The sequence below is a fragment of the Acinetobacter sp. YH01005 genome, from assembly GCF_013420465.1.
GTDB classification, from domain to species: Bacteria; Pseudomonadota; Gammaproteobacteria; order Pseudomonadales; family Moraxellaceae; genus Acinetobacter; species Acinetobacter amyesii.
This window is the reverse complement of record NZ_VOYA01000011.1, coordinates 58,364-80,185: the sequence shown is the minus strand read 5'-3', so window position 1 is coordinate 80,185 and position 21,822 is coordinate 58,364. Positions and strand designations below refer to the sequence as shown.

Here is a 21,822-nt window from a genome sequence, read left to right as displayed (position 1 = left end):
TAATACAGTTATCTTTGTACAGATCGAGAGTTTCGACTCTCGATTTGCTCTGCAGGTCAGTAGTTCAATTGGTAGAGCGTCGGTCTCCAAAACCGAATGTTGGGGGTTCGAGTCCCTCCTGGCCTGCCAAATTTTTTTAAAAAGAAGCTTGATGCTGGCTCAACTGGTCATATAATAAGTCGCGAATCCTACGACGAGTACAAAAATGTCGAATGATAAATCGCGTGACGCATTAAGCGACGCGCCAATTCCTCAAAGAAATAATCCTGCTGAAGTTGTTAATTCTGGTTCCCCTTTAGACTATGTTCTGTGGGTTATCGCGTTGATTTTACTCGGTAGTTCTATGATGGTGAATCAACATTTGCCAGCATACTGGGCACCAGCGAATGATGTCTGGGTCCGTGTTGGGGTAATTTTGGCTTGTATCATCGTGGCTTTAGGTTTATTATACGCCACCCATCAAGGCAAAGGCTTTGTTCGATTGTTGAAAGATGCTCGAATTGAGTTACGTCGAGTGACTTGGCCAACCAAGCAAGAGACCATGACCACATCTTGGCAGGTACTTGCGGTAGTCTTAGTGGCATCTATTTTATTATGGTGCTTTGACTATGCTTTGAGCTGGTTAATGAAGTTTATTATCGGGTAAGAGAGCTATGAAACGTTGGTACATTATTCATGCCTATTCAGGCTATGAAAAACAAGTGTTACGCTCACTTAATGATCGAATCCAGCGTAGCGCTGTAGCCGATAGCTTTGGTGAAGTCCTTGTCCCTACTGAAGAAGTAGTGGAAATGAAGGATGGTAAGAAACGTAAATCTGAGCGTAAATTCTTTCCAGGCTATGTGTTAGTCGAAATGGAAATGAATGATGAAACTTGGCACATTGTTAAAGAATGTCCAAAAGTATTAGGTTTCATTGGTGGTACTGCAGAAAAACCTGCACCAATTACGCAAAAAGAAGCTGATGCGATTCTTGCACGTGTACGCAATACTGGCGAAGCACCTCGTCCTAAGACGATGTTTGAACCAGGTGAAGAATTACTCGTAATTGACGGTCCATTCACCGACTTTAAAGGCGTGGTGGAAGAAGTTCTATACGATAAGTCACGTTTAACGTTGACGATTAATGTATTTAATCGACCAACTCAAGTTGAACTGGAATTTCGCCAAGTCGAAAAATCGGTTTAATTTAACTTGGTTGATAAACGCCCGATTTGTTATGAGTCGGGCATTGTTGTTGTAACGGTATCGTTACTTAAATGTATGGGGAGCCTAGCGGCGTTAGTACCCAGAGGTAATTGAAATGGCTAAGAAGATTGACGGCTATATCAAGCTGCAAGTTCCAGCTGGTAAAGCAAATCCATCTCCACCGATTGGTCCTGCACTAGGTCAACGTGGTGTTAACATCATGGCATTCTGTAAAGAATTCAATGCTGCGACACAAAAAGTTGAAGCTGGTCTTCCAATTCCAGTAGTGATCACTGTGTACAACGACAAGTCGTTCACATTCATCATGAAAACTCCTCCTGCTGCGATTCTTCTTAAGAAAGCTGCGGGCATCCAAAAGGGTTCAGCTGTACCTAACAAGACTAAAGTTGGTAAGTTGACTCGCGCTCAATTAGAAGAAATTGCGACTACTAAAGAACCAGATCTTACTGGTGCTGATTTAGACGCACGTGTACGTACCATTGCTGGTTCTGCGCGTTCTATGGGCTTGGAAGTGGAGCTATAAGACATGGCTAAATTAACTAAACGTCAAAAAGCCATTGTTGCTGCTGTTGAAGCTAACAAAGTTTACACTTTGGAAGAAGCAGTTGCAGTTCTTAACGGCCTTCCAGCAGTAAAATTCAAAGAATCTTTGGATGTTGCTGTAAACCTAGGTGTTGATCCTCGTAAATCTGACCAAGTTGTTCGTGGCGCGACTACACTTCCTGCAGGTACTGGTAAAACTGTACGTGTAGCTGTGTTTGCTCAAGGCGCTGCTGCTGAAGCTGCTAAAGCTGAAGGCGCGGACGTTGTTGGTTTTGATGATCTTGCTGAAAGCATCCAAGCGGGTAACCTTGACTTTGACGTAGTAATTGCAGCTCCGGATGCAATGCGCGTTGTTGGTAAGTTGGGTACGATTCTTGGTCCACGTGGCTTAATGCCAAACCCTAAAGTGGGTACTGTAACTCCTGACGTAGCTTCTGCTGTTAAAAACGCGAAAGCTGGTCAAGCACGTTACCGTGTAGACAAAGCTGGTATTATCCACGCTGCGATCGGTCAAGTAGGTTTCACTGCTGAAGCTGTTCGTTCAAACGTTGAAGCTCTTGTAGCTGACCTTAAGAAAGCAAAACCTGCTACTTCTAAAGGTGTTTACATCCAAAAGATCACTTTAAGCTCAACTATGGGTCCTGGTCTTGTTGTTGATGTAGCAAACGTTTCTAAATAAGTTTCGACTTATTACAGAATTTTAAAGCCCTGAGTAATATTTAAAGCGCTGCTTTAAATATTACGCAAGATAGAAATTAAGCTTCATTCGAAGCACAGCTTCTCATCTTGCGGGTCGGTAAAGCATGCTTTGCTGATCGCCCCTCAGGCAAACTTTGAATTGATAAATTTAGATTTATCAGCGTCAAAGACCTCAGGCGAGGGGAGTTTTATGCTCTCTTCTTAATAGCCCAGCCTGAGTAGACGCGGTGGTGTGATTTGTTCCTCCTCCGCGTGTTGGTTCAGTGATGAGCTAACGAATTGGGAGTGCATCTGTATAGGTGCATAAATCACCGTTAGGAGGTTTTACAATGGCTCTTCTTATCGAAGGCAAAAAACAGATCGTAGCTGAAGTAACTGAAGTTGCTTCTACTGCGTATGCTGCTGTTGTTGCTGACTACCAAGGTTTAACTGTTGAGCAATTAACTGCTCTACGTGTTGAAGCTCGTAAACTAGGTGTTGCTACTCGCGTAGTTCGTAACACTTTGGCTAAACGTGCTCTTCAAGATACTCAATTCAATATCTTGAGCGACAACCTTGTTGGCCCAACAATCTTAGCTTTCTCAACTTCTGAAGACGACATGGGCGCAGCTGCTCGTTTGTTCGAAGAATTTGCTAAAACTAATAAAGCATTTGAACTTAAAGCTGCTGCATTTGACGGTAAAGTTTATCAAGGTGCTGAAGTTAGCGTTATCGCGAACCTTCCAAACCAAGAGAAAGCGCTTACTATGCTTGCAAGCGTTCTTCAAGCTCCTATTTCGAAATTGGGTCGCCTTATTACAGCGCTCAAAGAGAAAAACGAGTCAGAAGCTGCTTAAGCTTAAATCAATTTACACACCATTCAATACCCATTTGGAGTTACTCTCATGGCTTTAACAAACGAAGAAATCTTAAACGCAGTTGCTGAAAAAACTGTTCTTGAACTTGTTGAACTTATTTCTGCTTTCGAAGAAAAATTCAACGTATCTGCTGCTGCTGTAGCAGTTGCTGCTGCTCCTGGCGCTGCTGGTGCTGCTGCTGAAGAACAATCAGAATTCAACGTTGAGTTGACTTCTTTCGGTGCTAACAAAGTTGCTGTAATTAAAGCAGTTCGTGAAGCTACTGGCCTTGGTCTTAAAGAAGCTAAAGATCTTGTTGAAAGCGCTCCTTCAGTTCTTAAAGAAGGCGTTTCTAAAGAAGAAGGCGAAGAACTTAAGAAAAAACTTGAAGAAGCTGGTGCTACAGTTACACTTAAGTAATCTTAAGGGGAGTCGATTTTTTTATAATCGGCTCCAAAAAATGGCTGGTGGCCCTTGGGTCATCAGCCTTTTTGCGTTACAATTATCGGCTCGATTTTTGTTTGCATGATATAAAAATCATACAAATTAAAAATAATTTATAAAACCAAACGCTTACCAATATTTTTCAGTAAAAAAATATTGTTAAGCGTTTTAATACCACTAAAAATTGCAGCATTTGTGAAAGTGGTGGCCATATCGGCCTGCGTAATTCCTTCTAAGTTCGTTCTGCAGGCGGACTTAGTTTACTTTCCGAGGACTCCAGATGGCATACTCATATACCGAAAAGAAACGGATCCGTAAGAATTTTGGTAAATTGCCCAAGGTAATGGATGTTCCGTACTTGCTCGCGATTCAAGTCGACTCGTACCGAACTTTCCTTCAAGACGGCAAAACTCCAAAAAACCGCGAAGATATCGGTCTCCAAGCCGCATTTCGTTCAGTTTTTCCTATTGAAAGTTATTCTGGCAATGCTGCTTTAGAATTTGTTGAGTATAGTCTTGGTAAGCCTGAATTTGATGTGCGCGAATGTATTCTTCGTGGCTCAACTTATGCGGCGCCAATGCGTGTAAAAATTCGTCTGATCATTAAAGATCGCGAAACTAAAACAATCAAAGATGTGCGTGAGCAAGAAGTCTACATGGGTGAAATGCCACTTATGACAGACAACGGTACCTTTGTGATCAATGGTACTGAGCGTGTAATCGTATCTCAATTACACCGTTCACCAGGTGTGTTCTTTGACCACGATAAAGGCAAAACTCACTCTAGCGGTAAAGTTCTTTATTCTGCTCGTATCATTCCTTACCGTGGTTCATGGTTAGACTTTGAATTCGATGCAAAAGATCTTGTCTATGTTCGTATTGACCGTCGTCGTAAATTACTTGCGACTGTTGTGCTTCGTGCCTTGGGTTATAACAACGAACAAATCCTAGACATGTTCTACGAAAAAGTACCTGTATATCTTGATATGGGTAGCTATCAAATTGACTTGGTTCCAGAACGTCTACGTGGCGAAATGGCACAGTTTGATATCGTGGGTACAGACGGTAAAACAATTGTTGAACAAGGTAAACGTATTAACGCGCGCCATGTTCGTCAAATGGAAGCAGCAGGTCTTGAAAAACTTTCTGTTCCTGATGAATACCTATATGAACGTATTGTTGCTGAAGATGTAACGTTACGTGATGGCGAAGTTGTTGCGGCAAATACCGTGCTTAGCCATGAAATTATGGTGAAATTGGCTGAAGGCGGCGTTAAACAATTCAACGTACTTTATACCAATGATATCGACCGTGGTCCATTCATTGCGGATTCTTTACGTGCAGATACTACAACTGGTCGTGAAGAAGCACTTGTAGAAATCTACAAAGTGATGCGTCCAGGTGAGCCACCAACAAAAGAAGCTGCTGAAAACTTATTCAACAACTTGTTCTTCTCTTCTGAACGTTATGATTTATCACCAGTAGGTCGTATGAAGTTCAACCGTCGTTTGGGTCGTCCTTACGAAGTGGGTACGGATCAGAAGTCTCGTGAAGTTGAAGGCATTCTTTCGAACGAAGACATCACTGATGTATTGAAAACATTGGTTGAAATCCGTAACGGTAAAGGTGAAGTCGACGATATCGATCACTTGGGTAACCGTCGTGTTCGTTCTGTTGGTGAAATGACAGAAAACCAATTCCGTGTTGGTCTAGTTCGTGTTGAACGTGCTGTTAAAGAACGTTTATCTCAAGCTGAAACTGATAACTTGTCTCCGCAAGATTTAATCAATGCGAAACCAGTTGCTGCTGCAATCAAAGAATTCTTTGGTTCAAGCCAGTTGTCTCAGTTCATGGACCAAAACAACCCGTTGTCTGAAATTACACACAAACGTCGTGTATCAGCATTGGGCCCAGGTGGTTTGACTCGTGAACGTGCGGGCTTCGAAGTACGTGACGTACATCAAACTCACTACGGTCGTGTATGTCCAATCGAGACTCCTGAAGGTCCAAACATTGGTTTGATCAACTCACTTTCTGTTTATGCGAAATGTAATAACTTCGGTTTCTTGGAAACTCCATACCGTAAAGTTGTTGATGGTCGTGTAACGGATGACGTTGAATACCTTTCTGCGATTGAAGAAGTAGGTACTGTGATTGCACAGGCCGATTCTGGTATCGATAAAGACGGTAACTTAACTGAAGAATTCGTATCTGTACGTCACCAAGGTGAATTCGTACGTATTCCACCAGAAAAAGTAACGCATATGGATGTATCTGCTCAGCAGGTTGTATCTGTAGCGGCATCACTTATTCCGTTCCTTGAACACGATGATGCCAACCGTGCATTGATGGGTTCAAACATGCAGCGTCAGGCTGTTCCTACATTACGTGCTGACAAACCGCTTGTTGGTACAGGTATGGAAGCAAACGTAGCGCATGACTCGGGTGTGTGTGTACTTGCGAAACGTGGTGGTCGTATTGAATTCGTTGATGCTTCTCGTGTCGTTATTCGTGTAAACGAAGAAGAGATGGTGGCAGGCGAAGCAGGTGTAGATATCTACAACCTGATCAAATACACACGTTCGAACCAAAATACATGTATCAACCAAAACGTTGTTGTACGTTTAGGTGATAAAGTTGCACGTGGTGACGTTCTTGCTGATGGTCCATCAACAGATGGCGGTGAATTGGCATTGGGTCAAAACATGCGTGTAGCGTTCATGACTTGGAACGGTTACAACTACGAAGACTCGATCTTACTTTCAGAGCGTGTACTTCAAGAAGATCGTTTAACGTCTATCCACATCCAAGAGCTTTCATGTGTTGCACGTGATACCAAATTGGGTGCTGAAGAAATTACAGCGGATATCCCGAACGTGGGTGAAGCTGCACTTTCTAAATTGGATGAATCAGGTATCGTTTATATCGGTGCTGAAGTAACTGCTGGTGACATTCTTGTAGGTAAAGTAACGCCTAAAGGTGAAACTCAGTTAACTCCGGAAGAAAAATTGCTTCGTGCAATCTTCGGTGAAAAAGCGGCTGACGTAAAAGACTCTTCATTACGTGTATCTTCATCTGTGAAAGGTACTGTAATTGACGTTCAAGTATTTACACGTGACGGTCTTGAAAAAGACGAACGTGCTCAAGCAATTGAGAAAGCACAACTTGATGCTTACCGTAAAGACTTGAAAGAAGAATACAAAATCTTCGAAGAAGCGGCTCGTGAACGTATTGTTCGTCTATTGAAAGGTCAAGAATCTAACGGTGGCGGTACAACTAAACGCGGTGACAAATTAACTGAAGAGTTATTGTCTGGTCTTGAGTTGGTTGATCTTATTGAAATCCAACCAGTCGACGAAGCGATTGCTGAACGTTTAACTCAAATTCAAGTGTTCTTGAAAGAGAAGAGCCTTGAAATTGACGAGAAATTTGCAGAGAAAAAACGCAAACTTTCTACAGGCGATGAACTGACAACTGGCGTATTGAAAGTTGTTAAAGTTTACTTGGCTGTAAAACGTCGCATCCAACCGGGTGATAAAATGGCGGGTCGTCACGGTAACAAAGGTGTTGTATCTAACATCTTACCTGTAGAAGACATGCCACACGATGCAAACGGTGTTCCAGTTGATGTTGTACTTAACCCACTGGGTGTGCCATCACGTATGAACGTGGGTCAGATTCTTGAAACTCACTTGGGTATGGCGGCTAAAGGTCTTGGCGATCAAATCGACAAGATGATGAAAGAGCAGCGTACTGTACTTGAGCTTCGTGATTTCTTAGACAAGATTTATAACAAAGTTGGTGGCGAACAAGAAGATCTTGATAGCTTGACTGATGAAGAAATCTTGGTGCTTTCAGGTAACTTGCGTAAAGGTGTTCCTTTAGCAACACCAGTATTTGATGGTGCTGAAGAATCACAAATCAAAGAATTGTTAGAACTTGGTGGCATTTCACGTACTGGTCAAACAGTATTGTATGATGGTCGTACAGGTGAACGTTTTGACCGTCCTGTAACTGTAGGTTACATGTACATGTTGAAACTGAACCACTTGGTAGACGACAAGATGCATGCGCGTTCTACTGGTTCTTACTCTCTAGTAACTCAACAGCCGCTTGGTGGTAAAGCACAATTCGGTGGTCAGCGTTTCGGTGAGATGGAAGTATGGGCACTCGAAGCTTACGGTGCAGCATACACACTTCAAGAAATGCTTACTGTGAAGTCGGATGACGTTGAAGGTCGTACCCGTATCTATAAGAACATTGTAGATGGTAACCATTACATGGACCCAGGTATGCCTGAATCGTTCAACGTATTGACCAAAGAGATCCGTTCTTTAGGTATCAACATTGAACTGAAAAATGGTGACTAAGTAACCATTAATCCCCCCGGCCCCCTTTGCGAAAGGGGGAGTTCCCACTCGAAAGGGCAGGAGCTTCCCTCCTTAGAAAAAGGAGGGACTGAGGGAGGATTGTTCAGTTAAAAAACAATATTTGTGACCCAGTTGTGAAGTGAAAATCTCCACAACACACGGAGAAAAAAATTGAAAGACTTGCTCGATATCATGCGCAAAAAGACGGATTCAGACGGTCATGCTCCTGTAGAGTTTGATCGCATCCGTATTGGTCTTGCGTCACCAGAAATGATTAAGTCGTGGTCTCATGGTGAAGTTAAAAAGCCTGAAACCATTAACTACCGTACGTTCAAACCTGAACGTGATGGTTTATTCTGTGCCAAAATCTTTGGTCCAGTAAAAGATTACGAATGCTTGTGTGGTAAATACAAGCGTATGAAATACAAGGGCGTCATTTGTGAAAAATGTGGCGTTGAAGTAACAACTGCAAAAGTACGTCGTGAGCGTATGGGTCATATTGACCTTGCTTCTCCAGTTGCGCATATTTGGTTCTTAAAATCACTTCCTAGCCGTATTGGTCTGCTTTTAGACATGACTTTACGTGATATCGAACGTGTATTGTATTTCGAATCATACGTTGTAACTGACCCAGGTATGACTCCACTTGAGAAATACCAACTTCTAAACGATGAAGAATACTTCACGGCTTTAGAAGAACACGGTGATGAATTCACTGCGAAAATGGGTGCAGAAGCAGTTCAAGATTTGTTGAAAGACATCGATCTTGAAGCTGAAATTTCACGTCTTCGTGAAGAAATTCCAAATACAACTTCAGAAACGAAGCTTAAAAAAGCCTCTAAACGTCTGAAATTGATGGAAGCGTTCAAAGAGTCGAACAACAAGCCAGAATGGATGGTGATGAATGTACTTCCAGTACTTCCACCTGATCTTCGTCCGTTGGTTCCTCTAGAAGGTGGTCGTTTTGCGACTTCTGACTTGAACGATCTTTACCGTCGTGTAATCAACCGTAACAACCGTTTAAAGCGTCTTCTAGACCTTGCAGCACCAGACATTATCGTACGTAACGAAAAACGTATGTTACAAGAGTCTGTAGATGCATTGCTTGATAACGGTCGTCGTGGTCGCGCAATTACCGGTTCGAACAAACGTCCTCTTAAATCTTTGGCAGACATGATCAAAGGTAAACAAGGTCGTTTCCGTCAAAACTTATTGGGTAAACGTGTCGATTACTCTGGTCGTTCGGTAATTACTGTAGGTCCAACTTTACGTCTGCACCAATGTGGTCTTCCGAAAAAAATGGCGCTTGAATTATTCAAACCATTCATTTTCGCGAAACTACAAGCGTCTGGCCAAGCGACAACCATTAAAGCTGCGAAAAAAATGGTTGAGCGTGAAACTCCAGAAGTTTGGGATGTACTTGCTCACGTAATTCGTCAACATCCAGTGATGTTGAACCGTGCGCCTACACTTCACCGTTTGGGTCTTCAAGCATTTGAACCAACCCTGATTGAAGGTAAAGCAATCCGTCTTCATCCGTTAGTTTGTGCGGCATTTAACGCCGACTTCGACGGTGACCAAATGGCGGTACACGTACCATTAACACTTGAAGCTCAGTTAGAAGCTCGTGCGTTAATGATGTCAACAAACAACATTCTTTCTCCTGCGAACGGTGAGCCAATCATCGTACCTTCTCAGGACGTTGTCTTAGGCTTGTACTACATCACTCGTGATGCGATCAATGCCAAAGGTGAAGGCATGGTGTTTGCGGATACTGACGAAGTAAACCGTGCACTTGCAACAGGTCAAGTTGATTTACACGCTCGCGTAAAAGCACGTGTACACCAAACTGTCATTGACGAAAATGGTAACCGTGAACAACAAACCATTGTTGTAGACACAACTCCAGGTCGTTGTTTACTTTGGGAAGTTGTACCTGAAGGTATGGATTTCCAACAAATCAACGTTGAGATGACGAAAAAGAACATCTCTAAATTGATCAACTCTTGCTACCGTAAATTAGGTCTTAAAGATACTGTTATCTTCGCTGACCAATTGATGTACTTGGGCTTCCGTCAAGCGACTCACTCAGGTGTGTCTGTTGGTATGGAAGACATGTTGATTCCGCCACAAAAACAAGCAATTATCGAAAAAGCTGAAGTTGAAGTTCGCGAAATTGAACAACAATTCGAGCAAGGTTTCGTAACTGCCGGCGAACGTTATAACAAAGTTGTCGATATTTGGGCACGTACAAACGACCAAGTAGCGAAAGCGATGATGGACAACTTGTCTTTCACAACTGTTAAAAACAAACAGGGTGAAGACGAGAAACAAAAATCATTCAACTCGATCTATATGATGTCTGACTCAGGTGCCCGTGGTTCGGCAGCTCAGATTCGTCAGTTAGCGGGTATGCGTGGTTTGATGGCGAAACCAGATGGTTCGATCATTGAAACACCAATTAAAGCGAACTTCCGTGAAGGTTTGACCGTACTTCAGTACTTCATTTCAACACACGGTGCACGTAAAGGTTTGGCCGATACTGCATTGAAAACTGCGAACTCAGGTTACTTGACTCGTCGTTTGGTTGACGTTGCACAAGACTTGGTAATTACTGAGCCAGATTGTGGTACTTTCGACGGTCTTGTAATGACTCCGTTCATTCAAGGTGGCGATGTCATCGAGAACTTAGGTACTCGAGTATTGGGTCGTGTACTTGCTGAAGATGCGAAGAAACCAGGTTCGGATGATGTGATTCTTCCACGTAATACTTTAATCGACGAAAAACTTGCAAACTACTTAGAAGAGCAAGGTGTCGATGAAGTGAAAGTACGTTCAGTTGTAAACTGTGAATCTACTTTCGGTGTATGTGCGAAATGTTACGGTCGTGACCTTGCTCGCGGTCACTTGGTGAATCCAGGTGAATCTGTGGGTGTAATGGCTGCTCAATCAATTGGCGAGCCAGGTACACAGTTAACAATGCGTACGTTCCACGTAGGTGGTGCTGCGAGCCGAACTTCTGCTGCTAACAGCGTACAAGTTCGTAACAAAGGTACAGTACGTTTCCACAATGTGAAAACAGTACAACACGCTAAAGGTCACTTGGTATCAACTTCACGTTCAGGTGAAATCGGTATCGCAGATGACATCGGTCGTGAACGCGAACGTTACAAAATTCCATACGGTGCTTCAATCATCATTAAAGATGGCGAAGCTGTGGAAGCTGGCGGTATCGTAGCGACTTGGGATCCGCATACACATCCACTTGTTACCGAAGTTGCAGGTAAAGTGCGTTTCAGCCAAATCGCTGATGGCGTAACTGTGACATCGAAAACTGATGATGCAACAGGTATGACGACTATTGAGGTACTTCCAGTAACTTCACGTCCAGCATCTGGTAAAGATATGCGTCCAGCTGTTGTATTGGATACAACAGATGGCGGCGAACAGTTCTACTTCCTACCACAAAACACGATTCTGACTGTGCGCGATGGCGAAACAATTGGCGTCGGTGACGTAATTGGTCGTGTACCACAAGAATCTTCACGTACTCGTGATATTACCGGTGGTCTTCCACGCGTAGCTGACTTGTTCGAAGCACGTAAACCGAAAGAACACGCGATCCTTGCTGAAATTTCAGGTATCGTAAGCTTCGGTAAAGAGACCAAAGGTAAGAACCGTCTTGTGATTACTCCGGATGATGGCTCTGAGATTTACGAAGAGTTAATTCCGAAATGGCGTACCATTAACGTGTTCGAAGGCGAACATGTAAACCGTGGTGAAACCATTTCTGATGGTCCGCAAAATCCACACGACATCTTACGTTTGAAAGGCGAAGTTGCGCTTACAAACTACATCGTGAACGAAGTTCAAGACGTATACCGTCTACAAGGTGTAAAAATCAACGACAAGCATATTGAAGTCATCGTACGTCAAATGCTTCGTAAAGTTGAAATCACTGACGGTGGTGATACAAGCTTCATCAAAGGCGAACAAGTGGAATACATCCGCGTTGTTCAAGAAAACCAAGCTGTGGCAGCTCAGAACAAGTTCCCAGCGAAGTATGAACGTCAATTGATGGGTATCACCAAAGCATCGCTTTCTACTGACTCGTTTATTTCTGCTGCATCGTTCCAGGAAACAACACGTGTGTTAACTGAAGCTGCTGTAACAGGTAAAGAAGATGAATTACGTGGTCTGAAAGAAAACGTAGTTGTAGGTCGTCTGATCCCAGCGGGTACAGGTTTGGCATACCACTTAGAACGTCGTCGTCAAGAGTCTGAAGCTGCAGAGCTTGAGCTTCACAATGATTTCTCTGATGTTGACCAAGCTTTAAGTCAAGCATTCAGTGATGAGTTTAACGGTCTTTAATTAGCCCTTAAATGATTTAGAAAAGCCACCTTCGGGTGGCTTTTTTTTGTTTATAATCCCTTGAAATTACATAATGGAAAATTAAATGAATATTGTTGATGCATGGGATATTTTTTCTAAGGCTATGGGCGCGTATACAGAAAATAACTATATTAAAGCTAAAGAAATTATCTCAACTATTAACATATTAGATGATCAAGAAGATGAAAGTGTTACGAGGTTGTTACGGCGGAAAAAATGGCTTTTGGGTCATATTCTGAAAGAATTAGAAGATAATCAAAATGCAGTAAAAGTTTTTTCAAGTATTACCCGAAGTGAAAGTGGCGTATTTTATGCAGATGCTATGATACAAATATATGTTATTACTAAGGAGGTGAAGTATTTAAAAAATATTAATTTATCAGATAGTACTAATATTTATGGGGAGGCTCAATTTTTATTAGGAATGTTAGAAGACTCAATAGAAAATCAAATTGAATATTGGGGCAATATTCCTAGAGAAAGTGAAATTTATCTTAAAGAAAATTATCAAATCAATATTGTAAAAAATATCGCTGAACTAGAGGGTAATCAATTTAAAAATCAGCTTTATGAGATTTTTGAAAAAGTTAATGAGATCCTAAAAATTTTATTTGTTAATAATAAATATGAACAACTTATTGCACATTATACAAATTTGACGGTTTCTAAATTATTACTTTCTAAGGTTGAGAATGAAAATTTTTTTCAGCCTCTATCAAAACTGCGTTTAAATACAATTAATTTAATGAATGATCCCGAAGAAGGACAGTTGATCAATAACTTATTATGTTTATATCCAAAGATTACAACACAAGATTCTGCATTTATTGCTTGTTTTACTTTACATCATGATTCTCTAAACCAGTTCCGTTTATATGCTAAAGAAGGTCAGCAAGAAGCATCAGGTTTAAGTTTTGTTTTAGATAGAGACTTTTTTGCGAAAGAGCATAATACTTCACGTATTTATGAAAAAGAAACCCTTTTAAATCAAGATAAAGTTAAGGAAGAGGATCATACTCTGGCAGCTATGCCTTTGTATCGTTGTATCTACTTTGATCCTACCTCAGGATTGGTAAAGGTTGCTCAACGTGAAAAATGGAGCTTTTGGCGAGAGTTTAAATTAGAGGGTAAATATCCTTGGTACGCAGAAAATAAAAAAGCTGAGCAAAATTGGGGTGAGTATATTCATGGTGTAAATCACATGGATGGAATAAAAAATATTGAAAAAAGAGTGAAAAAATGTTTGGAAGAACTTTCTAAATTAGTCGAAGCGATTGATCTTGATGGTATGAATTCAAAAGAACAAGAACTTCTAGCAGAAATTGTTTTACCTTTACGCTATTTGATGAAACATATGGCATTTAAAGAAGAGCAAGAATGTCGAATCGTCTATGTAACAAAAATGGAAAATCCTTTAGTTAAATATGACAAAGAAATTAAACGTATTTATATCGATTATGAACCTTCAGTTATGGAGCATGTAGAAAAAATTTATCTTGCTCCCAAAGCAAAAGACGAAAAAACTTTTATGGAATATTTGTGCGCGCATGGTCAAACCGTGCGTCAGCATAAAGTCACTAAAGAAAGTAATGGACGTGTGCAAGTCAAAATTTCACAAAATCCATTCCGTTAAATCTTTATTGAGCCACCTTCGGGTGGCTTTTTTTATACAGATTATTTGAAAATTAAAGCTTTCTAAATGTCGAATTATTTCCTATAGTAAAAATAGAACATAACAAATCTCTTGATTTTTAAATTTAAAACATAACGGGGTCTTTTGATGAAATTCACACAGCAATTATTCGCAGTTTCTGCATTATTCAGCTCATTGACAGCGATTGCTGCACCTATGCCCAATTCGATTGTGGTAGAAGATAAAGCTGTAGTTCCAGTACTAAAAACAGAAGTGATTCGCCGTGTTGCAGGTCAAGAACCTGTACGCCAAGTGACTGCAACAGTGTTAGAAATGACCAATAAAGGTCAGGATATCGTGGCACGTGAAATTGAACTTTCTGATCACCAAGGTGATTTTTCTGAAAAGAAATTATCGATTCCTGTACTACAGCGTGGTGGTGTCATCGTCCCGACCTCTAAAATTGAAACCAAGACTACGGTGAAGCAGGACGGTCAGATTATTCGTCAAAACACCAATATTGATGCAGAAGGTGTAGAGTTTAAGAAAGGGCAAGACCCGATTAAACGCACGCTAAAACTAGATCAGGCAACAGATCCAGAAAGCAAAGCCAAACTCTCTCATGCTGTGCTGACTGAAAATGGTGAAACCACAAAAGATTTGATGATTTTGGATGAAAATCCTGAGTGATTTGTGAGCGATTAGGCGTCGTTTTTTACAAAATGCAGCATTTATGCTCCAAGCCGTAACAAGCTATATTTAATTGTTTCATACAATGGTTTTAGAATCATAGGTATTGAAGAAGACAAGGAACATCACAATGAAAAAAGTAATGAGCGTATGCGCAGTCGCGATGATGTCGACCCTAATGCTTGCTGGTTGTGAAAGTATGTCGCCCAATGAACAGCGTATTGGTGCTGCAGCTTTAGGTGGTGCCATTGGTGGTGGTGTGGGTAATAATGTCGGTGGTGGTGTAGGTGCAGCCGTTGGTGGTGGCACTGGTGCAGCTGTCGGTAGTAAAACTCAAAACGGTTCAAACCGAAATGCTACATATAGTGGTGTAGGTGGTGCGATTGGTTCTGCAGTCGGTAAAAGTATCTTTGGTGGTAATACCGGTGCTGCGATTGGTGGTGCAATCGGTGGTGGCGCAGGTGCTGCAATTGAGCAAAATCGCTAGTCCAATCCGATAAATTTGAATGAAAAGGCGCTTAAAGATAAGCGCCTTTTTTATTTGCGTGGACGGGGTTGCTTGCGACGAATGTATAGGGTTTTTTGAACTTCAGCGATACGTAAGCCTGCTTCATCAAAAATATTTAAGCTATAGTTCCGTAGTACAGGTGCGTGGTTATCTGCTAAGTTTTTAATATGATTGATTTCATTTGGGTCGAGCTGGATGTCAGCGTATACCGTTCCACGCCCGGGAGATAAAAATTGGATATTTGCCGCTTTGTCCCACACGATATAACGTGAGCCAAGGTGATGCATCAAAATCAACATATAAAATGGGTCAACCATTGAATATAGACTACCGCCAAAATGTACACCGACAATATTTTGATTTTTTCGAGTTAATGGCATTTTGACGCGAATGTGATAATTGGCGAGATCAATTTTATCAATCGAAATGCCAGCACCTTTATAAGGGGCATAATGATTGAGTAAGAATTTAGAGACAATAGGCATTGTCATTATTTTCTGGATTATGCTCATACTGGGTCAATTTTTTTTTATGCTGAACTTTGCATACTAAATGAGTTTCAAAACTGTGGCATTGATCACATTGCCCATGTTCACAAATAAAACGTCAATTCGATGGAATCGATAAAAGGACAAGAAGAATGCAACCACTAAATACGCAATGGGTGAATACCACAGATCAACAACGGCTCTATGTGAAGACATGGGGTGATGAAACTAAGCCGGCATTGGTTTTGGTTCATGGTTATCCTGATAATCAGGAAGTATGGGAACCGGTTATTGAACATCTTATTAATGAATTTTATATCGTCACCTATGACGTGCGAGGTGCAGGGCAGTCCTCTGTGCCCCGTAAAGTACGAGATTACCGTTTAGAACAACTTTCACTTGATTTAGATAGTGTGACGCAAGCGGTATTAGGCGAGCGTAGTTTTCATTTGGCCGCGCATGATTGGGGCTCTATCCAATCTTGGGAATCGGTAACTGAGCCAAAATTTCGCTCACGTATTTTGTCTTATTCAACTATTTCTGGGCCATGTTTGGATCATGCGGCATTTTTGCTCAGAAATAGCTTTAAGCATCAGCAGAAAAAATTACTCAAATTATTAAGTAAGTCATGGTACATCGGGGTATTCCAATTACCATTTTTGGCACCGACGGCGTGGCATTTTTTGAATGCTGAACGTTGGGGAAAAATTGTGAATGATTTAGAACGTACTCAAGAATTGCCTTTGAATCATAATATTCAGCATGATGGTAAACACGGTATTGCGCTTTACCGTGCTAATTTTATTCCCCGCTTAACTCAGCCTAGACAACGTTATGCCGTCTGTCCTGTACAAGCGATTGTGTTGAAACATGATAATTTTGTCAGTCCAGATTACATTAAAGAATTACCTAATTGGGTTGAAGATTTATCTGTAGTTGAAGTCAATGCCAATCATTGGGCCGTGCTGAGCCAACCCGAAAAAATTGCAAGTTACATCGCTCAATTTGCGCAATCACAGCAGCTTTAAGTAAATCGTTCAACAGTGGCAGTTTCATCGATAGGGGGCTAAATAGCGAGCAAATTCTGATAAAATACGGTTTTTTGTCAGACTCCCTTTTTTCTTATGTTTGCTATTCTTGCCGCAATTACAGTCATGTTTGGACTGTCGCTGGCACGCGTGCCTGTTGTATTTGCGCTGATCATTGGTGCAGTAACAGGTGGCTTGTTAGCTGGTCTTGGTATTCATGGCACCATCGAAGCGTTTAATAGTGGCTTAGGCAACGGTGCTCAAATCGCACTTGCTTATGGCGTGTTGGGGGCATTTGCTTTGGCACTTGCGCGTTCAGGTTTGCCAGATTTACTGGCTTATCAACTCATTACTAAACTCAAAGGTAACAGTAATGTGAAAGCCCAGAATCGCGTGAAATACGTAATTTTCGCTACTATCGCTTTAGCCGCCGTATGTTCACAAAACGTGATTCCAGTGCACATCGCGTTTATTCCAGTATTAATTCCACCATTACTCAGCGTATTTAATCATTTAAAACTTGACCGTCGTTTGATTGCTTGTGTTCTGACTTTTGGTCTTGTGGCGACTTATATGCTGGTACCTTTTGGTTTTGGTGCTATTTTCCTTAATGATATTTTAGGTCAAAACATCAATACCTTTGGTAAGCCATATGGTTTCAACATCAGCTATGACCAAATTCCAACTGCTATGGCAATTCCAGTATTTGGGATGTTTGTTGGCTTATTAATTGCTGTTTTTTATAGCTACCGTAAACCACGAGAGTATGCTGACGTTCAGGTTAAGGAATCACAGCACACCATCTCATCTGATGTAAAAGCAGATGAAAATGGTAAACCACAAGTCGCTAAATTTACTTTGATTATGGCTGCGGTTGCAGTGGTTGCTACGCTTTCTGTTCAAGTCATATCTGAGTCGATGATTTTGGCGGGTCTTGTTGGTGTTGCGATCTTAAGCTGTGCAGGTATTTTTAAGTGGAAAGAAGCCGATGATGTCATTATCAGTGGTATGCGCATGATGGCACTGGTTGGTTTCATTATGATTTCTGCGCAGGGCTTTGCATCTGTGATTGAGGCTACGAATCAAGTACCAATACTGGTACAAGCTTCGGTTGAATGGATTGGAAACAGCCGAGGTTTAGCTGCATTTTGGATGCTATTGATAGGGCTATTAATTACCTTAGGTATTGGTTCTTCATTCTCAACAATCCCAATTTTGGCCATTATTTATGTACCACTTTGTATTCAATTTGGTTTTAGCCCAGCGGCAACGATTGCCATTATTGGTACAGCAGCAGCTTTAGGAGATGCAGGTTCTCCGGCATCAGACTCAACTTTAGGCCCAACATCAGGCCTTAATATGGATGGTCAGCATGACCACATGAAAGACAGTGTGGTCCCGACCTTCATTCATTACAATATTCCGTTAATGATTTTTGGTTGGATTGCAGCGATGGTACTTTAAATTTTTTAAATATAAAAATGCTTAAAAAGGTGATTATATAATCACCTTTTTTATTGTTTAAATCTGAGGGTTTTGCTTGGATTAAAATAATAAGTATGATTAATTCTGATTAAAAAGGTTGGTATATAATAAATGATAAATTAATAAAAATTATGAAAAAATAAAACCAACCTATATGCTATGATTAAAATAAATAATAATATATAACAGTAATTTATATAATAATCTAAGAGTTTATAAAATAATAATGTTGCATAATTTTAATACTAATGTTTAATATTAATTATTCATTCTAGAAGGTTGCTTTAAAATGTTAAAACAAGCTGCTCTTATTGCATTATTGGGTGTGTCTGCTTCAGCGATGGCCGGAGGTTGGCAAGTGAAAGTTGGTGCTTCTGTAATCGCGCCTACAGCAGATTCTGATATCCTAGACGGTGCTGCGACTGTAAAAGCAGACAATGAATATGCATTTACACCATCGGTGGAATATTTCTTTAACGACAACATTTCAGCAGAATTGCTTTTGGCAACTCCAATCAATCATGATGTGCTGTTAAACGGTGAAAAGGCTGTTAAGCTTAAACACTTACCGCCAACGATTACTGCAAAATATAACTTTAAAAATTCAACACGTTTCACACCGTATATTGGTGTAGGTGGTACAGCATTTGTTGCGTGGGATGAAAAAGCAAGTGGTGATTTAGCTGGTGCTAAAGTAAAAGTAAAAGAAGACTTTGGTTTTGCAGGTCAAGTCGGTTTTAACTACCAGCCAGCTGATGCAAAAAACTGGGGTGTTTTCTTTGATGCACGCTATGCTCAGATTAGCCCAGAAGTGGAAATTACAGGTGTACCTAAATTTGATTTAGATATCGATCCTATGGTGTATACAATTGGTTATAGCTACAAATTCTAAGCTGTAACTGATCTTAAAACCCTGCCATTAGGCAGGGTTTTTTATGCAGCATATTCCATTCATCAGTTGATCGAATTGAACAAATAGGCAATAGAAAATTAAGGTGGAACTGTTAGAGTCAAAATAAATCAGCAAGTTGGAAGAAGAGAAAAGACGATGAAAAAAATTATTCAGGGTATGCTGGTCTTGGGCAGTGCTTATTTTATTTCGACAAGTTATGCCGCAAGTTTTGATTGTAAAAAGGCGAAAACCATTACCGAACATGCGGTTTGTGATAACCCGAGTATTAATGATGCCGATGTCAAAATGGCCACGACCTATACGATTATTCGTCATTTGGTTCCCATGGGGACACGTGGTGCAATTCAAGATCAACAAATTAAATGGCTACAACTACGCGATCAGTGCCGTGACAATGTCAGTTGTTTAAGTGATGTATATAAAATGCGGCAGCAAAAACTGGATCTCTACATGGACCGCGTTTATAAACAAGGACCTTTTTAAACCTTAAAATTTAGTGCGATAGAATAAAAATTTTCCATTCACACTATTGAAAAATAGTGAAGTCCCTCCATTCATATAGGCAATTGATAATTTTACTTAGTATGAACGGAGAGACTGATGAGCGAACAACAATCTCAAAAACACAGCTTCCAAGCGGAAGTGGCTCAGTTACTGCATTTAGTAACACATTCTTTATATTCAAATCCTGAAATTTTCCTTCGTGAGTTGGTATCAAACGCATCTGATGCCTGCGATAAATTACGTTTTGAAGGCATTAACCATCCTGAATATTATGAAAATGATCCCGAGCTACATGTCCGTATCAGCCTAGATAAAACCAATAACACCCTGACCATTTCCGATAATGGTATTGGGATGAACCAACAAGAAGCCATTGATCACCTAGGTACCATTGCCAAGTCAGGAACCAAAGACTTTATGTCGAAGCTTACGGGTGATCAAAAGTCAGATGCACAATTGATTGGTCAATTTGGTGTGGGCTTCTATTCAGGTTTTATTGTTGCTGAAAAAATTACAGTGGAATCACGTCGTGCTGGGGTAAATGCCGCTGAAGGGGTACGTTGGGTTAGTAATGGTACAGGTGAGTTTGATGTAGAGCCAATTGATAAGGCTTCACGTGGAACCGACATCATTTTGCATTTACGCGAGGATGCTTTAGATTATTTAGATTGTTACAAAGTTAAGCAGATTATTAATAAATACTCTGATCATATTAGTTTGCCAATTGAGATGCAGAAAGAAGTTTGGCAACAAGAGGAAGCTGCCGAAGGCGAAGAAGCAAAACCTGGTCAATATGTACTGACGGATGAATGGGAAGCGATTAACTCAGCAAGTGCATTATGGACGCGTAATAAAAATGAGATCAGTGAAGAACAATATACTGAGTTTTATAAAAACCTGAGCCATGATTTTGAAGCTCCGCTTGCGTGGACACACAACCGTGTAGAGGGAAGTACGGAATATACACAGTTACTTTATATTCCATCTCGCGCACCAAGCAATATTTTCACACGTGAAGCTAAAGCAGGAATTAAGCTCTATGTGAAACGTGTATTTATCATGGATGATGCGGATAATTTGATTCCTAATTATTTACGTTTTGTTCAAGGTGTGGTGGATAGCGCAGACTTACCACTTAATGTAAGCCGTGAATTATTACAAGAAAGTCGCGACGTTAAAACGATTCGTGAAGGTAACGCCCGCCGTATTTTAACGGTGCTAGATGGTTTGGCGAAATCTGAAGATGTTGCTGATCAAGAGAAGTTTGCAAAATTCTACGCTGAGTTTGGTTCAGTCTTAAAAGAAGGCTTAGGCGAAGACATAGCGAATCGTGAGCGTATTCTAAAATTATTACGCTTTGCTTCGTCAAATAATGATGAAGTGAAAACATCATTTGCAGACTATAAAGCCAATATGAAAGAAGGCCAAAAGGCAATTTACTATGTGACTGCTGATAGTTTAAATGCTGCGAAAAACTCACCACAACTTGAATTGTTCAAGAAAAAAGGTATCGAAGTGCTGCTCATGACTGAACGAGTGGATGAGTGGGCGATGGAATTTGTTTTTGAGTTTGATGGAACACCATTACAGAATGTATCGAAAGGTGCAGTTGATTTGGGTGATCTACAAGATGCTGAAGAGAAGAAAGCACTTGAGGAAGCTGCTGAGCAGTTTAAACCTGTTGTTGAAAAACTGTCGGATGCGTTAAAAGATAAGACCTCTGAAGTGCGTGTAACAACACGTTTAGTGGACTCTCCTGCGTGTTTGGTGGTGGCTGAGGGTGAGTTATCACCGCAACTGGTCCGTATGCTAAAACAAGCAGGACAAGCGGTTCCCGAGTCAAAACCAGTCTTGGAAATCAATCCATCCCATCCGTTGGTACAAAAATTAGAAAGTTCGGTGCAGTTTGATGACTTAGCAAATGTTATTTTTGATCAGGCGTTGATTGCTGAAGGCGGTTTACCCGAAGATCCTGCCCAATACATTAAACGGATTAACAGCTTATTGCTGAAGTAACGGTAGATATGAAATGAACCTCCTTCGGGAGGTTTTTTATTTGGTTTTTCGATAGAGCACATGAAT

Annotated in this window: 17 protein-coding genes and 1 tRNA gene; 17 read left to right on the top strand and 1 reads right to left on the bottom strand. The window is 40.9% G+C overall.

Annotation, left to right across the window (positions count from 1 at the left end; genetic code table 11):
• Positions 1–53: 53 nt before the first annotated feature.
• From FTT72_RS09660 to FTT72_RS09605, 12 genes are all read left to right on the top strand, one after another.
• Positions 54–129, top strand: a tRNA-Trp gene (locus FTT72_RS09660).
• 76 nt (positions 130–205) lie between these two features.
• The gene (gene secE / locus FTT72_RS09655) at positions 206–646 is read left to right on the top strand and encodes a preprotein translocase subunit SecE (RefSeq protein WP_078189832.1); all 441 of its coding nucleotides are present in this window, start codon (positions 206–208) and stop codon (positions 644–646) included.
• Between the two features lie 7 nt (positions 647–653).
• Complete coding sequence (gene nusG / locus FTT72_RS09650; protein ID WP_078189831.1) at positions 654–1,187, top strand: transcription termination/antitermination protein NusG; 534 nt, start codon at positions 654–656, stop codon at positions 1,185–1,187.
• 115 nt (positions 1,188–1,302) lie between these two features.
• Positions 1,303–1,731 carry a 50S ribosomal protein L11 gene (gene rplK, locus FTT72_RS09645; RefSeq protein ID WP_004868049.1) on the top strand — a complete coding sequence of 143 codons (429 nt, stop codon included), beginning with the start codon at positions 1,303–1,305 and terminating at the stop codon, positions 1,729–1,731.
• A gap of 3 nt (positions 1,732–1,734) precedes the next feature.
• Complete coding sequence (gene rplA / locus FTT72_RS09640; protein WP_078189830.1) at positions 1,735–2,430, top strand: 50S ribosomal protein L1; 696 nt, start codon at positions 1,735–1,737, stop codon at positions 2,428–2,430.
• Positions 2,431–2,779: 349 nt separating this feature from the next.
• On the top strand, positions 2,780–3,286 hold the full coding sequence (gene rplJ / locus FTT72_RS09635; protein ID WP_078189829.1) for a 50S ribosomal protein L10: 507 nt from the start codon (positions 2,780–2,782) through the stop codon (positions 3,284–3,286).
• A 48-nt stretch (positions 3,287–3,334) separates the two neighbouring features.
• On the top strand, positions 3,335–3,706 hold the full coding sequence (rplL, locus tag FTT72_RS09630; RefSeq protein WP_078189828.1) for a 50S ribosomal protein L7/L12: 372 nt from the start codon (positions 3,335–3,337) through the stop codon (positions 3,704–3,706).
• Between the two features lie 304 nt (positions 3,707–4,010).
• Complete coding sequence (gene rpoB / locus FTT72_RS09625; RefSeq protein WP_180002850.1) at positions 4,011–8,099, top strand: DNA-directed RNA polymerase subunit beta; 4,089 nt, start codon at positions 4,011–4,013, stop codon at positions 8,097–8,099.
• A gap of 171 nt (positions 8,100–8,270) precedes the next feature.
• Entirely contained in the window at positions 8,271–12,470 is a 4,200-nt protein-coding gene (rpoC, locus tag FTT72_RS09620) for a DNA-directed RNA polymerase subunit beta' (RefSeq protein ID WP_180178283.1), read from the top strand.
• 85 nt (positions 12,471–12,555) lie between these two features.
• Positions 12,556–14,124, top strand: a complete 1,569-nt coding sequence (locus tag FTT72_RS09615) for a hypothetical protein (RefSeq protein WP_180178282.1) — start codon at positions 12,556–12,558, stop codon at positions 14,122–14,124.
• Positions 14,125–14,271: 147 nt separating this feature from the next.
• Positions 14,272–14,814: a hypothetical protein gene (locus FTT72_RS09610; RefSeq protein WP_180178281.1), complete on the top strand. Its 543-nt coding sequence runs from the start codon at positions 14,272–14,274 to the stop codon at positions 14,812–14,814.
• A gap of 130 nt (positions 14,815–14,944) precedes the next feature.
• Positions 14,945–15,301: a DNA transfer protein p32 gene (locus FTT72_RS09605; protein ID WP_180178280.1), complete on the top strand. Its 357-nt coding sequence runs from the start codon at positions 14,945–14,947 to the stop codon at positions 15,299–15,301.
• Positions 15,302–15,351: 50 nt separating this feature from the next.
• Here the strand turns inward: FTT72_RS09605 and FTT72_RS09600 are convergent, their stop codons facing one another.
• Positions 15,352–15,834 carry a DUF4442 domain-containing protein gene (locus FTT72_RS09600; protein ID WP_078189823.1) on the bottom strand — a complete coding sequence of 161 codons (483 nt, stop codon included), beginning with the start codon at positions 15,832–15,834 and terminating at the stop codon, positions 15,352–15,354.
• 128 nt (positions 15,835–15,962) lie between these two features.
• Here FTT72_RS09600 and FTT72_RS09595 point away from each other — a divergent pair, with 128 nt between their 5' ends.
• The 5 genes from FTT72_RS09595 (at position 15,963) to htpG (ending at position 21,756) form a co-directional block, all read left to right on the top strand.
• Positions 15,963–16,838 (top strand): alpha/beta fold hydrolase, encoded by an 876-nt coding sequence (locus FTT72_RS09595; RefSeq protein WP_180113616.1) that lies wholly within the window; start codon positions 15,963–15,965, stop codon positions 16,836–16,838.
• 96 nt (positions 16,839–16,934) lie between these two features.
• A complete protein-coding gene (locus FTT72_RS09590) occupies positions 16,935–18,302 on the top strand; it encodes a Na+/H+ antiporter family protein (protein WP_180007047.1) in 1,368 nt (455 codons plus the stop codon).
• Positions 18,303–18,612: 310 nt separating this feature from the next.
• The gene (locus tag FTT72_RS09585; RefSeq protein ID WP_180178279.1) at positions 18,613–19,215 is read left to right on the top strand and encodes an OmpW family protein; all 603 of its coding nucleotides are present in this window, start codon (positions 18,613–18,615) and stop codon (positions 19,213–19,215) included.
• 156 nt (positions 19,216–19,371) lie between these two features.
• On the top strand, positions 19,372–19,719 hold the full coding sequence (locus FTT72_RS09580; RefSeq protein WP_180113613.1) for a lysozyme inhibitor LprI family protein: 348 nt from the start codon (positions 19,372–19,374) through the stop codon (positions 19,717–19,719).
• 117 nt (positions 19,720–19,836) lie between these two features.
• On the top strand, positions 19,837–21,756 hold the full coding sequence (gene htpG, locus FTT72_RS09575) for a molecular chaperone HtpG (RefSeq protein WP_180178278.1): 1,920 nt from the start codon (positions 19,837–19,839) through the stop codon (positions 21,754–21,756).
• The last annotated feature ends 66 nt before the right edge of the window (positions 21,757–21,822 follow it).